Annotated in this window: 15 protein-coding genes and 2 tRNA genes; 10 read left to right on the top strand and 7 right to left on the bottom strand. The window is 46.1% G+C overall.

The features are described 5' to 3' along the window. Positions 1–2 precede the first annotated feature (2 nt). From prmC to TOI97_RS00915, 7 genes are all read left to right on the top strand, one after another. Positions 3–842, top strand: a complete 840-nt coding sequence (prmC, locus tag TOI97_RS00945) for a peptide chain release factor N(5)-glutamine methyltransferase (RefSeq protein WP_321552251.1) — start codon at positions 3–5, stop codon at positions 840–842. Positions 843–854: 12 nt separating this feature from the next. After that, positions 855–1,610 (top strand): molybdopterin-synthase adenylyltransferase MoeB, encoded by a 756-nt coding sequence (locus TOI97_RS00940; RefSeq protein ID WP_321552250.1) that lies wholly within the window; start codon positions 855–857, stop codon positions 1,608–1,610. Further along, positions 1,603–2,397, top strand: coding sequence for a glutamate racemase (gene murI / locus TOI97_RS00935; protein WP_321552249.1), 795 nt, complete (start codon positions 1,603–1,605; stop codon positions 2,395–2,397). The genes TOI97_RS00940 and murI overlap by 8 nt, the downstream gene beginning before the upstream one ends. Before the next feature lie 26 nt (positions 2,398–2,423). Further along, the gene (locus tag TOI97_RS00930; protein ID WP_321552248.1) at positions 2,424–2,939 is read left to right on the top strand and encodes an acyloxyacyl hydrolase; all 516 of its coding nucleotides are present in this window, start codon (positions 2,424–2,426) and stop codon (positions 2,937–2,939) included. A 17-nt stretch (positions 2,940–2,956) separates the two neighbouring features. Beyond that, positions 2,957–3,490 (top strand): CinA family protein, encoded by a 534-nt coding sequence (locus TOI97_RS00925; protein ID WP_321552247.1) that lies wholly within the window; start codon positions 2,957–2,959, stop codon positions 3,488–3,490. Positions 3,491–3,560: 70 nt separating this feature from the next. Further along, positions 3,561–4,616: a recombinase RecA gene (gene recA, locus TOI97_RS00920; RefSeq protein ID WP_321552246.1), complete on the top strand. Its 1,056-nt coding sequence runs from the start codon at positions 3,561–3,563 to the stop codon at positions 4,614–4,616. 74 nt (positions 4,617–4,690) lie between these two features. Then, positions 4,691–5,137 (top strand): regulatory protein RecX, encoded by a 447-nt coding sequence (locus TOI97_RS00915; RefSeq protein WP_321552245.1) that lies wholly within the window; start codon positions 4,691–4,693, stop codon positions 5,135–5,137. A gap of 108 nt (positions 5,138–5,245) precedes the next feature. On the opposite strand, the gene TOI97_RS00910 is transcribed toward TOI97_RS00915, so the two are convergent. Continuing rightward, positions 5,246–6,961, bottom strand: coding sequence for a proline--tRNA ligase (locus TOI97_RS00910; RefSeq protein ID WP_321552244.1), 1,716 nt, complete (start codon positions 6,959–6,961; stop codon positions 5,246–5,248). 185 nt (positions 6,962–7,146) lie between these two features. Further along, entirely contained in the window at positions 7,147–8,478 is a 1,332-nt protein-coding gene (locus TOI97_RS00905; protein WP_321552243.1) for an OprD family porin, read from the bottom strand. Positions 8,479–8,737: 259 nt separating this feature from the next. Here TOI97_RS00905 and TOI97_RS00900 point away from each other — a divergent pair, with 259 nt between their 5' ends. Both TOI97_RS00900 and TOI97_RS00895 read left to right on the top strand, forming a co-directional pair. Next, positions 8,738–9,172, top strand: coding sequence for an HIT domain-containing protein (locus TOI97_RS00900; RefSeq protein WP_321552242.1), 435 nt, complete (start codon positions 8,738–8,740; stop codon positions 9,170–9,172). Beyond that, positions 9,169–9,372 carry a SlyX family protein gene (locus TOI97_RS00895; RefSeq protein ID WP_321552241.1) on the top strand — a complete coding sequence of 68 codons (204 nt, stop codon included), beginning with the start codon at positions 9,169–9,171 and terminating at the stop codon, positions 9,370–9,372. The genes TOI97_RS00900 and TOI97_RS00895 overlap by 4 nt, the downstream gene beginning before the upstream one ends. A gap of 103 nt (positions 9,373–9,475) precedes the next feature. On the opposite strand, the gene TOI97_RS00890 is transcribed toward TOI97_RS00895, so the two are convergent. From TOI97_RS00890 to uvrC, 5 genes are all read right to left on the bottom strand, one after another. Then, positions 9,476–10,132 (bottom strand): COG3650 family protein, encoded by a 657-nt coding sequence (locus tag TOI97_RS00890; protein ID WP_321552240.1) that lies wholly within the window; start codon positions 10,130–10,132, stop codon positions 9,476–9,478. Between the two features lie 197 nt (positions 10,133–10,329). Further along, positions 10,330–10,403 (bottom strand) — tRNA-Cys (locus tag TOI97_RS00885). 42 nt (positions 10,404–10,445) lie between these two features. After that, positions 10,446–10,521: transfer RNA gene (locus TOI97_RS00880), tRNA-Gly, on the bottom strand. A 66-nt stretch (positions 10,522–10,587) separates the two neighbouring features. After that, positions 10,588–11,148: a CDP-diacylglycerol--glycerol-3-phosphate 3-phosphatidyltransferase gene (gene pgsA, locus TOI97_RS00875; RefSeq protein ID WP_321552239.1), complete on the bottom strand. Its 561-nt coding sequence runs from the start codon at positions 11,146–11,148 to the stop codon at positions 10,588–10,590. Between the two features lie 39 nt (positions 11,149–11,187). Continuing rightward, on the bottom strand, positions 11,188–13,017 hold the full coding sequence (uvrC, locus tag TOI97_RS00870) for an excinuclease ABC subunit UvrC (RefSeq protein WP_321552423.1): 1,830 nt from the start codon (positions 13,015–13,017) through the stop codon (positions 11,188–11,190). A gap of 339 nt (positions 13,018–13,356) precedes the next feature. Here uvrC and TOI97_RS00865 point away from each other — a divergent pair, with 339 nt between their 5' ends. Further along, positions 13,357–14,340: an RNA-guided endonuclease InsQ/TnpB family protein gene (locus TOI97_RS00865; RefSeq protein ID WP_321552238.1), complete on the top strand. Its 984-nt coding sequence runs from the start codon at positions 13,357–13,359 to the stop codon at positions 14,338–14,340. Positions 14,341–14,556 lie beyond the last annotated feature (216 nt).

Raw genomic sequence — 14,556 nt, 5'->3', positions numbered from 1 at the left:
GCATGCAGCGCATTGATCAATTATTGGCTTTAGCTGCACAGATTGATTCTCCAACTGCGCGGTTAGATGCTGAGTTGCTTTTAGCTTTTGTGCTAGGTAAGCCTCGCAGCTACCTTTTTACGTGGCCTGAAAAAATTATCAGTGCATCGCAGCAGGCTGCCTATCTGGACCTATTAGAGCGCAGGAAGCACGGTGAACCTGTCGCTTACTTGCTCGGCCATCAAGGATTTTGGACTTTAGATTTGGCTGTAGCAGAACATACTTTGATCCCACGGGCAGATACTGAGCTATTAGTTGAGGCCGCATTGCGGTTAGCAGGTAGGGATAGTGATTGGAATGTGCTTGATCTAGGAACTGGTAGTGGTGCTTTAGCTCTAGCCTTGGCCAGTGAGCGGCCGCGTTGGACGGTGACCGGGGTTGATCGTATTGAGTCGGCTGTGGCTTTAGCGCAGCACAATCAACAACAGTTACAGCTGGCTCATGTCAAGTTTTTGCAAAGTCACTGGTTTAGTGCTTTAGCAGGACAACGCTATGATCTTATTTTGAGTAACCCGCCATATATTGCTGATAATGATCCACATTTAACGCAAGGTGATGTGCGTTTTGAGCCGTTAAGTGCCTTGGTGTCTGGGCCTGACGGGTTAGAAGATATACGTGAAATTATTGAGCAAGCGCCGACTTACTTGTCTGGTGACGGATGGCTGTTGCTTGAGCATGGCTACGACCAGGCTGAAGCAGTGCGTGATTTGTTGCGGCAGGCAGGTTTTGTGCAGGTGAGCAGTCGGCGCGATTTAGGTGGTCATGAGCGCATCAGTTTAGGGCGTTTCTCCTCTTTACCTTAGGTCGTCTATCTCATGTTTAGTGATGAAGAATTATTGCGTTACAGTCGGCAAATCCTTTTAAAACAAGTGGATGTAGAAGGTCAGCTACGCTTAAAAAACAGTAAAGTGTTAATTGTAGGGTTAGGTGGGCTTGGGTCACCGGTCGCTTTATACCTTGCTGCCGCCGGTGTTGGTGAGCTGTATTTGGCTGATTTTGATGTGTTAGATTTGTCCAATTTACAACGTCAAATCGTACATGACACTGCAGCTGTAGATACCTTGAAAGTGCAGTCAGCCCAAGAGCGCTTGCAGGCTTTGAATCCGCATATTCGTGTGCATACTCTGAGTGAGAAATTGGATAGTGACAATTTGCCAGGCATTCTGAAATCCGTGAATTTAGTGATGGATTGTACTGATAACTTCACTATTCGTGGGCAGTTGAATGTTGCTTGTGTTATGGCAGGTAAAGTTTTGGTCAGTGGTGCTGCTATTCGTACTGAAGGGCAGGTCAGTGTTTATGATCCGAAAAATGAGCAGAGCCCTTGCTATCATTGTGTTTTTGGTGATGGTGGAGAGGAGGGGTTGACTTGCAGTGAGGCGGGTGTACTAGGGCCATTAGTGGGTTTAATAGGGAGTTTGCAAGCACTAGAAGCGCTGAAAATATTGGCAGGCTTTGGTGAAACCTTAGTTGGGCGCTTGCTATTGGTTGATGCTTTAAGCACGCGCTTTCGTGAATTAAAACTACGTCGAGATCCCAAGTGCTCGGTGTGTAGCGTGCGTTATGCTTAAGCAAGCGGCAATTGGTGTGTTTGATTCAGGCTTGGGTGGGGTTTCAGTTTTGCATGAGATCCGGCACTTACTGCCTGCAGAATCATTGATTTATGTCGCTGATAGCGCTTATGTACCTTATGGTGAAAAAACACCGGCAGTGATTGTACAGCGCAGTTTAGCCATCAGTGAATTTTTACTAGCGCAGCCAGTTAAAGCTTTAGTTGTAGCTTGTAATACTGCGACAGCAGCAGCGGTGAATGAGCTGCGTCAACGCTGGCCGAATACTTTAATTGTGGGTATGGAGCCGGCGGTTAAACCAGCGGTGTTGGCGTCGAAGGTTGCTAGAGTTGGCGTGTTAGCTACCACAGGAACTTTGCGTAGTGCGCGCTTTGCTGCTTTGTTAGAGCGTTATGCGGGTGATGTTGAGGTCATTACCCAGCCTTGCCCAGGATTGGTTGAACTGATTGAAGCAGGTGAACTCAACTCTGCAGTAACACGAACATTGTTGCTCAGTTATCTGCAGCCCTTGTTAGCAGCCGGCTGCGATACAGTAATTTTAGGTTGTACTCACTATCCGCTTGTGAAACCTTTACTACGCACCTTGTTACCAGAAACAGTGCAAATTATTGACACCGGTGCGGCAGTGGCGCGACGCTTGCAAAGTGAGTTGGCAAAGAAAAACTTGCTTGCTGAACAGCAGCAACCGCATGATCTTTTCTATGCAAGTGGTAATGTGCAATGTGTTGAGCAGACTTTGTCGTCTTTATGGTTTCGATCAGAGACAGTGCAGGCTTTGAATGTCTAAATATAGAGTCATACTGAGGATTAAAAATGCGTTTGGCAGTGTTTGGCAGTGTTATTGCATTATTTTTAGGCTTAAGTGTGCAGCATGCGGCAGCCGTACAATTGACTGCTGAGCTTGGGCATACTGAAGAGTCAACGACAACCTTGCGATTGGGTTTGCGTAAAGCTTTTCAAGCCAGTTGGTGGCAAAGTGATATTGGGCATTTGACCGGCTATTGGGATACAGGTTACACCTATTGGGAAGGGGATAAAGAATCTAATAACCATAGTCTTTCGTTCAGTCCAGTGTTTGTGTATGAGTTTAGTGCAGAGCGTGTTAAGCCCTATTTAGAAGCGGGTATTGGTGTTGCTGCGTTTCGACATACCCGTGTCGAAGAGCGGAATTTAAGCACTGTTTTTCAGTTTGAAGATCGTTTAGGTGTTGGCTTACGTTATCGTAATCAAGTGCTCGGACTACGTGCTGTTCATTACTCCAATGCAGGCATCAAAAGACCAAATGATGGTATTAATTTGTATACATTGCATTATAGTTTTGCGCTCTAATATCGATGAGTCCTTCTATGTTAACGATCACACAATTGGCTGAGCAGCTTGGTGAGCAACTTCAGTTGCATAGTGCCGCAGTGACTACAGCTGAATCTTGTACTGGTGGTGGTATAGCTGAAGCAATTACGCGTATAGCGGGTAGTTCGGCATGGTTTGAAGTGGGTTTTATCACTTATTCAAATGCACAAAAAGAGCGCCTTTTGCAGGTACCTGCTGCATCTTTAGAGCACGATGGTGCTGTGAGTCAACCGGTTGTTGAAGCGATGGTGCGTGGAGCACAAAAGTTATCTTCGGCTAAATATGGCGTTGCAGTTAGTGGTGTAGCAGGCCCGGGGGGCGGCAGTATAGGAAAGCCGGTCGGCACAGTATGGATTGCTTGGGCGGATGGTGAACAGGTCGAGTCGGGTTGTTGGCATTTTTCTGGTGACCGAGATGCCGTTCGTCGGCAAACTGTGCAAGCGGCTTTAGCGGGTCTATTGTGTGTAATAGAAGGACAAGCAGCAAATACTTGGCAATGTTGGTTAAAGAAAGATTTGCCTAATCCATAGAGACTGTGGATAATACTGTTCAATTATCCAGTATTTAGGGCGCCGCCCAATTGTAATGTGAGGATCTGTAATGGACGAGAATAAGAAAAAAGCTTTAGCAGCTGCGCTTGGGCAAATTGAGCGTCAGTTTGGTAAAGGTGCAGTGATGCGCATGGGGGACCATGAGCGTGTTGCTATTCCTGCAATCTCGACCGGTTCACTGGGTCTAGATATTGCGCTTGGGATAGGTGGTTTGCCCAAGGGCCGTATTGTTGAAATCTATGGCCCAGAGTCTTCAGGTAAAACAACACTAACACTAGAGGTGATTGCTCAAGCGCAGAAAATGGGTGCAACTTGTGCGTTTGTTGATGCTGAGCATGCGTTAGATCCAGAATACGCCGGCAAGCTAGGTGTAAACGTTGATGATCTTTATGTTTCGCAGCCTGATACCGGTGAGCAGGCACTGGAAATTACCGATATGTTAGTGCGTTCTAACGCAATGGATGTCATTGTGGTTGACTCTGTTGCTGCGTTGGTACCTAAAGCAGAAATTGAAGGAGATATGGGGGACTCTCACGTAGGTTTGCAGGCACGCCTTATGAGCCAAGCTCTACGTAAAATCACTGGTAATATTAAAAATGCTAATTGCTTGGTCATTTTTATTAACCAAATCCGTATGAAAATTGGCGTAATGTTCGGTAGCCCAGAGACCACAACTGGTGGTAATGCGCTGAAGTTCTATTCATCAGTACGCTTAGATATTCGTCGTATTGGCGCGGTAAAAGAAGGTGATGAGATCATCGGTAATGAAACCCGCGTTAAAGTTGTGAAGAACAAAGTAGCCGCCCCATTTCGTCAAGCTGAGTTCCAAATTTTGTATGGTAAAGGCATTTATCGTACAGGTGAGATTATTGACTTGGGTGTGCAGCAGGGCTTAATTGAAAAAGCAGGTGCTTGGTATAGCCATAAAGGCGTGCGTATGGGGCAAGGTAAAGCAAACTCTGCTCGTTATCTTGAAGAGAATCCCGAGATCTGCGAAGCGCTAGAGAAAGAAATTCGTAAACAGTTGCTAGCGCCAGCAACGCCAAGTAAAAAAGAGGAAGCGGAGTCGCTCGAAGTGCCTAACGTTGAGCAAGTTGATAGTTAATTCAGTCGCTCAGTATTGAGGTTGTATAAAACGGCATGTTGCTACGGCACATGCCGTTTTTTTGTGAGGATATTATGTTAGATACGCCTGTTTCTATTCGTCGAGCAGCTATGAATCTGCTAGCACGACGTGAGCATGGGTATGTGGAGCTAGTACGGAAGCTGCAGCAGCGTGGTGCGGATACAGAGTTGGTAGAATTAGAGTTGCAGCGCTTAGTTGAAGAGGGCTTGCTGTCTGAAGAGCGTTATTTAGAAAGCTATATACGCAGCCGTGCTAATGCAGGACGAGGACCAATGCGTATACGTGAAGAGTTGTTGTGCCGCGGGTTGGAACGTTCTGGTATTGATCGGGCGTTAAATGAGGCGGATATCGATTGGGATAATAATATGCATGACTTATGGCAGCGTCGATTTGATGGAAAAATAATTGATATAAAAGATAAAGCGAAACAAAGCCGTTTTTTAGTGCAGCGAGGTTACGAGATGAATGCTGTGCGTCGGTTGCTTGATCAGCAAAATTGAGCAAAGGAAATGAATGTCCCGTCCTTAATCAAGAGTCGTCAGTTATCCTCTGCTAGGGCAAATATAAGCGTCTAGCCCTAGTTTTTAGGGCTAGACGCGTGTGTTAAGTCACCCGCGTAATTGTTGACTGATTACTGCTAGCGCTTCATCGATAGCGATGTGTTGGCTTTCAGTATCACGGCGACCTTTGTACTCCAGCGTGCCTTCTTTTAAACTGCGTTCGCTAATGACAATTCGTTGTGGAATACCAATGAGTTCCATGTCAGCAAATTTAACGCCAGGGCTGGTTTTTTTGTCGCGGTCATCCAGCAACACGCTGAAACCTGCTGCTGACAGTTCGTTATAGAGCTTGTCTGTTGCTTCTTTAACTTCAGCTTTTTCATACTTCATAGGTACAATAGCCACATCAAAAGGTGCTAAAGCAGCTGGCCATATAATACCGCGTTCATCGTGGTTTTGCTCAATGGCGGCGGCAACTACACGAGACACACCAATACCGTAGCATCCCATGGTTAAGGTTGTTGGTTTGCCATTTTCACCCATGACAGTACAGTTCATTGACTCACTGTACTTGGTGCCTAGCTGGAAGATATGGCCTACTTCGATACCACGTTTAATTTCTAGGACACCTTGACCGTCGGGGCTTGGATCGCCGGCTACGACGTTGCGCAGGTCAGCAATTTCTGGAATCTCTAAGTCACGCTCCCAATTTAAGCCAAACCAATGCTTATCTTCTTGGTTAGCACCAGCTGCAAAGTCGCTCATGAAGGCAACAGAGCGGTCGATGATGCATGGGATTGATAGATCTTTAGGGCCTAAAGAGCCTGGGTAGGCACCGCATACATCAAATATTTCAGCATCGCTTGCAAACTCAAGAGGGGAGGCAACCTGAGGGTGATTAGCTGCTTTAATTTCGTTGAGCGTATGATCACCGCGTATAACCAATGCTATTAAAGTGCCTTCTTCTGAACCTCGCACAATTAAGGTTTTAACTGTTTTATCAGGGGCAATGGAGAACTTGGTAGATAAGTCTTCAATGGTTTTTGTGTCAGGTGTATCAACTAAGCGTAGTGTTTCTGTTGCCTCGCCGCGACTGCTTTCGCGTGGAATCGCTTCGGCTTTTTCAATGTTGGCTGCGTAGTTTGAAACAGTGCTGAATGCAATATCATCTTCGCCAGATGCAGCTAAAACGTGGAACTCATGGGATCCTGTACCGCCTATAGAACCTGTATCGGCTTCGACTGGACGGAAATTTAAGCCTAAACGGGTAAAGATATTGCTATAGGCTTGATGCATCCGGTCGTAGGTTTCCTGCAGTGATTCTTGACTGTCATGGAAAGAGTAAGCGTCTTTCATGATGAATTCGCGGCCACGCATTAAACCAAAGCGTGGACGAATTTCATCACGGAATTTGGTTTGAATTTGGTAGAAGTTTACTGGTAACTGCCGGTAACTGCTGAGCTCATTGCGGGCTAAGTCGGTGATCACTTCTTCGTGAGTGGGTCCTACACAAAACTCGCGCTGATGACGATCTTTTAAGCGTAGTAGTTCAGGGCCGTATTCTTCCCAGCGACCTGATTCCTGCCAGAGCTCAGCAGGTTGAATAGCGGGCATTAAAACTTCTAAAGCACCGGCAGCATTCATTTCTTCGCGCACTATAGCTTCAGCTTTACGCAATACACGCAAGCCCAGAGGTAGCCAAGTGTAAAGGCCGGAAGCAAGACGACGGATCATACCGGCACGGAGCATTAGTTGGTGGCTGATCACAACAGCATCGGTCGGAGTTTCTTTTAACGTGGAAAGCAAATACTGGCTGGTACGCATGGCTAAGATCTACATTTAAAAGGTGAAAGAAGAGCGTTATTGTAGCGCATTTGGTTCGGTTGCGTGCTATAGGGCTGCACGATGAAGTTAATGCTAACGGTGTTAGCATGCTTTACGATCTGATGAAAACAAGAAACCCAGCCGAGGCTGGGTTTCTTGAATGATGCGAGTTTACCGCTGAGGCATTATAAAATGCTTAGTGGGTACTCAACAATCAGACGAACTTCGTTGTTGTCAGCTTTATTCGCTGCATCGTTTGCACGGTAAGTGGCTTGACGCACGCGGAAGGATAGGTCCTTAGCCACACCGCTCTGTAGAACGTACTTCGCTTCGATGTCACGCTCCCAGTTTTTACCATCGTTGCGTGTACCGCTATCAATGTTGCTACCACGTATATAGCGGGTCATAAAACTTAGACCAGGAACACCGTAAGTGGCCATGTCTAAGTCATAACGTGCCTGGAAAGATTTCTCACCTTTCTGATGAAAGCCGTTGTACTGAACATCGTTCGCCAAGTACACAGCACCGCCACCGTCATAGCCGTATACATAACCACCGTCATTTCCACCGGTTACACGCTGATGAGCGAAGGTTAGGGTGTGTGCGTCGAGGAAGTTGTAAGCGGCTGCTAAGCTCCAAACGTTGTTGGTACTCTTTTTGCTGTCATCTTTGTTGTTAAACTTCGTGTTATACATATTGAAGTCGAAGTTTAAGTTCTGTGCGTTAGCCAATGGTAAGTTGTAATTTACATTGGTGTAATGCTTTTTAATACGAGCTTCATTAGCATTTTTATGGCCTACATCTGCATCAGAGTAGAAGTAAGCAGCACTTAAGTCATTAGTGAAATTGTAACGGCCGCCAACTAAGTCAAGTGAGCGTAAAGTAACTTTCTCCTTGTCACCAAAAATCTTGTTCTCAGTGCTGTCATGATAGGTTTGATCCATTGCTGTTAAAGCAGTGAAGTGACCGGCATGCAGCTCTAGGTTTTCAATTTCGTTGCTGGTGATTAAGAAACCGGTTGCGGTTTCTGGAAGTAGGCGTGCATCGTCAGTAGAAAGTACTGGAAGATCAACAAACTGCTCACCGTACTTTAAAGTGGTGTTAGAGATGCGCGCTTTAACCGCACCGCCAGCTTGGCTGTAATTGTCTTGTGCCTTATCTGAACGTCCGTCTGTTGGGAACAGGCCATTGCCGTGGCGACCTTTACCGGAGTCTAATTTAATACCTTGTAATCCAAAGGCATCAACACCAAAACCTACGGTGCCTTGGGTAAAGCCTGACTCATAAATAGCTTTTAAGCCAAGACCTAAGTCTTCGCGGTAGCTTTGGCGTTCGCCGCTCTTTTCCATATCGTGGTTGTTACGAAAGTCACGGTTCATGTACAGAACGCGTGCATGGGCATCCAGCTTGCTGTCTTCGATGAAACCATTGGACTGCGACTGTTGGCTAGCAACTGCCATTTGTGTACTTGCTGCGGCTACTGCTAAGGCAATAACGCTCAACTTAATCATTTGCATAAGAATGCTCCTTGATTGACTCTGATGATTGCTTTGCCTGCAAAACATTTGCCGGCAGGGTGTTCTTTTTAGTGGGGCATATCATAGATTGATTTCATCTTGGCTACCACCCCTGTAACTAATCCATTCAGCTAAGATTCAGATAGGTGTGCTTAATTCGGACGTAAACTCAAGAAAACATTTATAGTTGCAGTAATAGGTCTTGCAGTTAGATCTGCTGAGATTGAGTTGCTGAATAATAAAGGAAGAGGTGGTATTTATGTTTGAATTGGATCCGCGCTTGGTGAGCGATACTGTTCCGTTGGGAGATTTTCCGCTCTGTCGGGTTTTATTAATGAATGACAGTCGCTATCCGTGGTTGATCTTGGTTCCTCGTGTGTCGTTGGTGAGGGAGGTTTTTAATTTGACTGCAGAGCAGCAGCAGCAGTTATGGCGGGAAACAAGTGCTGTTGGCTTGGTATTAAAAGACTTTTACCAAGCGGATAAAATTAACATTGCTACGTTGGGTAATGTGGTCAGTCAGTTGCATATGCATGTTGTGGTGCGTATGAAGCATGATGAGGCCTGGCCTGCACCAGTTTGGGGGAGTGGAAACGCTCAGCCATATTCATCTGATGAGCTGGCTACAGTCAGTGGGCGTTTATATGAGGCGCTTTCAGAAATGTGGTTGACTGGAGCTGAAGCGGCATTATGAGTATTGAAGAGCGTGTGGCCGAATTAGAAATACGCCAAGCCTTTCAAGATGACACCATTGCTACGCTCAATGATGTCATTGTGGAACAGCAGCGATTAATTGCGCGCATGGAGACTCAGCTCAAACTGTTAGCGCAGCGTCAAGTTGGTTTGAGCAATCAATTTAATGAAACGCCGAATGATCCGCCACCTCATTATTAAATCATTGAGATCTTGCATGTTTTATATAAGTCGCTACTTGATTAAAGAGTGACTTATATAAAACTTTGGGAGGATCTCGGGTCGGCGGTAATGATGTATATGGCTACTGACGAAGGCCGCCAAACGAAGCGCAGCCATAGTGGATATTTTCATTCCATTGCAGTCTTGCAGTTAAGTGGTGCACTGTTCCGCTCATGTTGTCGGTACAGCTTTGTGGTGTAAGCCAGAGTCGTAGTAGTAAGTCATTGGCTTCAGTGCTTAGGTGGTAGCGACCGTCTGGTAGTTTTTCTTCCATATAGGGGAGGGCGAGTGCAGATTGATTTGGTAGGTGAAAGATTAATCCTTTTGGTGTTTGTAGGAGTGACCAGAAAGGTTCGTTACCACTGGCTCTAACCAGTAGGCGTGTAAAGTCAGGATCGTTGCAATTGAACCCTTCAGTTTGTAAGCGATAGCGCTGTGTTGGTGTGAAGTGATTTTTTTCGTTGTAGTGGCCGCTTAAATCTGCAAACAAACCATGAGGTGCTTCGGGTGCGAGGTCTTCGATTTCTTTGGACAGTTCGTGTGAAGGTTGTAATATCGAACCGGTTTCTTGGTTGCAAGGGTGAAAAATCCAACGTTCATGCTCATCTTGGGTAAGGTGGCCTTGGAGACGTATTGATTTTTGTGTCGTGTTGTCCGTGGTGGATTGGCGATTGAAGACCTGGCAAGCGCTTAATATGGTAGTAAGTAATATCAAACTGAAAATACCGAAATGGCGCATAATTTTGAGTCCTCAGCTGTCTAGAAAGAAATAAGCTTTATGATTGCTATTGTTGTCGTGGCTTATACTATAGTTATACTGCGTTGGAGCACTAAAGTTAAATTTAGTTTAGTAGGATCTCAGGATCTATGGGGCAAGATGGCGTGAGGCTAATAACAAAAAAAGCCCCTATGCATTTCTGCTAGGGGCTTTTGATTTGGAGGCCGAGGCCGGAATCGAACCGGCGTTCACGGATTTGCAATCCGCTGCATAACCACTCTACCACTCGGCCTAAATGAAAACGCCGCTTTTAGCGGCATCTTCAAGTAGAATTTGGAGCGGGAAACGAGACTCGAACTCGCGACCCCAACCTTGGCAAGGTTGTGCTCTACCAACTGAGCTATTCCCGCAATGTCTTGTTGACGGCAGCTATTATAGCCAAGGCGAAAAGGGTGTCAAGCTTTTTTTTAAAAAAGTTATCGTTTTGTGTTTTTTGTGTGTAAATGCGGTTTTGCTGCTAGTAAATATTGGACCATTGACCACAAAGTAAGGCCGGCAGAAATGATTAGTAGTAAATAGCCACCGATCACCCAGTGAGTAAATACTGGAGGATTGGCGAGTAAAATAATCAATGCCACCATTTGTGCGGCGGTCTTCCACTTACCAATATTAGAAACCGCTACTTGTGCACGCTCACCAAGCTCTGCCATCCACTCTCGTAAAGCTGAAACCATGATTTCACGACAGATAATAATAATGGCGGGCAGAGTAAGCCAAAGATTGGCATGTTCAGCTACTAATAAAACTAAAGCCACAGCAACAATGAGTTTGTCTGCGACTGGATCTAAAAAAGCACCGAAAGGGGTGCTTTGATTTAAGCGCCGAGCAAGGTAACCATCGAGCCAGTCTGTTAAGCTAGCGAAGGCAAATACTGCACTGGCAGCCCAATAGCTCCAAGAAAGAGGCAGATAAAATAGAATAATGAAAACGGGGATTAGTGCCACGCGCATGAGAGTTATGATGTTTGGAATGTTCATTGGATAATTCTTTTCTTAGCAAAGAATGGAAGACGCAGTTTACGCTGAGCGCAGTGCACTATATATAGACTCAGCAAGAGTTTTGCTAATTCCTGGCGTTTTAGCGATTTCTTCAACGCTAGCACGCTTTAACTCTTGTAAGCCACCAAAATACTTTAGCAGTTCGCGGCGACGTTTTGGACCAACTCCAGGAATCCCCTCTAAAGTTGAGGTGCGCCGTGTTTTTCCACGGCGAGCACGGTGTCCGGTAATAGCAAAGCGGTGAGCTTCGTCACGAATATGCTGTATTAAATGTAAAGCAGGTGAGTGTTCAGGTAAATTTAATTCTGTTTTGCTGTCATTGATATATAAAGTTTCAAAGCCTGCTTTACGGGTCGCACCTTTTGCTACACCTAATAGTAAAATCTGTTCAATTTTTAACTCTGTGAGTACTTCGCGGGCCATATTGAGTTGGCCTTTACCGCCATCAACAAGAAGTACGTCAGGTAGTTTCCCCTTATTTTCTAGGGCGCTACTCAGGCGACGATGTAGAACTTGGTGCATGGCTGCATAGTCATCACCAGCAGTAATGCCTTCAATATTATAGATACGGTAATCTGACTTGCGTGGTCCTTCAGGGCCAAAGACTACGCAAGAAGCGACAGTTGCCTCACCGCTTGAATGGCTGATATCAAAGCATTCTAAGTGTGCCGGTGGTTCAGATAAATCGAGCGCTTTAGCTAAGGCATTGAAACGTGCCGCCATTTGTGTACGACTAGCTAAACGTGCTTGTAAAGCTTGATCAGCGTTAGTTATGGCCATTTTTTGCCAACGCGCACGGGTGCCGCGCACACGGTAACGAATACCTATGTGCTGACCTCGCTGCTGTTTAATGGCTTCAGTAATTGCTGGCCAGTCAGGATGGTCGCTGCTAACAATGAGCTCGCTAGGGAAGTCATGCTCTTTACGGCCTAAATAATATTGTGCAGCAAAGGCAGCTAAAACATCAGAGGATTCTTCTTCAATAGCCATTTTTGGAAAAAAATTGTTGCTACCTAATACACGTCCACCGCGCACATTGATGACATGTACACTGGCTCCTCCCGAGCTTACACTTGCTGCAATAATATCGACATCACCATGACCGCCTTCCATACTTTGCTGGTCTTGTACTCGACGCAATAGAGAAATTTGATCACGCACCGAAGCCGCTTTTTCAAAATCTAAAGCTTGCGCGGCCCTTTCCATGCTATGAGTGAGTTCGTCAGTTAAAGCATTGCTGCGCCCCTCTAAGAACATGACTGAAAGACGAACGTCTTCAGCGTATTCAGCGGCATTAACCAAACCAACGCAAGGTGCTTTACAGCGCTGGATCTGGTATTGCAAACAAGGTCGGCTGCGGTTGTTGTAAAAACTATCCTCACATTGGCGCACTTTAAAGGCCTTTTGCAATAGGCTTAGACTTTCACGGATAGCGCCGGAGCTTGGGTAGGGGCCAAAATAACGGCCTTTATGTTTTTTTGTGCCACGATGAATGCCCAAGCGGGGAAATTCGTTGGCTGAAAGAATTACATAGGGATAGCTCTTATCATCGCGCAGTAAAATGTTATATGGCGGTCGCCATTGTTTGATTAGCGTTTGCTCGAGTAGTAAGGCCTCTGTTTCGTTGGCTGTAATGGTTAACTCAATATTGGCGATCTTGGCCACTAAAGCCGCAGTTTTAGGTGCGACTAGGGTGCTTTTGAAGTAACTGCTGAGTCGGTTTTTTAGATTTTTAGCTTTGCCGATATAGAGCAGTTGCTGGTCTGCTGAAAACATACGGTACACCCCAGGATGTTGGGTGCAAGTACGTAAAAAAGCTGAAGCATCGAACGGCTGCTGGGTGGTCATAGATTGAGTACATCGTTTATTCATTACAGGAAAACTAAAGCGTCGCGTGAGCAGGCTTTATATGCTTTTGAGTTTAGCAAAAAAACATATTGAAAGTTGTTTACCTTTGTTAACGAGGAGAAACTTTTTTATCAAAATCGTGTAAGACCTCGTACTTTTAGTGCAGGGATGGATAGCGAGGGCTGCGTGAGCAGCCCTTTAACCCCCTGACAGACTGTTAAAGTCTTTGCAGTATAGGTTGGTACTGGCATTATATACAGCATTATGAGGCGCGCCAAAACATTAAAAGTCCGAGTCCTAGTCTGAGTCTGAGACAGGCATGTGCCCCTGCTAAACCGCATGGCTCGAAGCGTCAATTTCGTCTGGAACTTTGTCAATGAATTAAGTCAACGCTCGATTAAAGAGCGTGGTGTGTTTTTGTCTGCGTATGATATGCATCCCTACACTAAGGGCGCAGGTAAAGAGCTTGGCCTGCACAGCCAAACCTTACAGTGCATTGCGGGTGAGTATGTCACACGCCGCAAGCAGTTTAAGAAAGTGCGACTGAACTGGCGCAAATCAGGCGGTGTATGCCGCTCACTGGGCTGGATACCCGTCAATACAGGTGCAGCTCAATGGAAAAACGGACAGGTCTACCTTAAGGTCTGGGATAGCTACGGTTTGAGCCAATATAAACTCCGCTCGGCCAGTTTCAATGAAGATGCCCGTGGCCGCTGGTACTTCAATGTAGTGGTTGATGTGGAGGTCGAGCCAATCAAAGGCCAAGACCGTATCGGTATTGACCTGGGTTTGACCGACACTGCCACCTGCTCGGATGGCATAAAACTGGAAGCGGGCCGCTTCTATCGTGGCCTTGAGGAAAAACTGGCCATAGCGCAACGAGCCAGAAATAAAACCCAAGTCAAAACCATTCACGCGAAAATCGCTAACCGTAGAAAAGATGCCCTGCACAAGTTCAGCCGCACGCTGGTCAACCGCTGCGGTGAAATCTATGTGGGCAACGTCAGTAGTTTAAAGCTCGTTAAAACCACGATGGCCAAGTCAGTGCTGGACGCTGGCTGGGGTCAATTAGAAACAATGCTGGACTATAAATGCGCTCACGCAGGCATTGTTTTTAAGGAAATTGACGAGGCATACACCACCCAAACCTGCTCGAGTTGCGGCAGTTTGCCCGAATCGAGGCCGAAAGGTATCGCAGGACTTGGAATAAGAGAATGGACGTGCAGTGGGTGTGGTGTCGCCCACGATCGCGATATCAACGCGGCACGTAACATTCTCGCGGCCGAGCATGGCCGTCTAGCGGTAGGAATCACCGTCCTTTAGGTCGGGGAGGATGTCAATTAACGTCACTAGGATAGACGATGGACTTCTTCTTAATAGGTGAAGAGCATTCCCCGCCATTTAGATTTTAGAAGTGCAGTGTAGGTTGAAGCAATGAAATGGGGCGCTGAGTTATTAAAGCTGAAATGATAGTTTAGTTTTCTTGGTATAGGGTTAAGACCCAAACCGAGTGTGTTTAAGCAGGACCGACAATTGTAT

This window comes from Denitrificimonas halotolerans (assembly GCF_034259425.1).
GTDB lineage: Bacteria > Pseudomonadota > Gammaproteobacteria > Pseudomonadales > Pseudomonadaceae > Denitrificimonas > Denitrificimonas halotolerans.
The sequence above is the reverse complement of the archived record's forward strand: the minus strand, read 5'-3'. Positions and strand labels throughout refer to the sequence as shown.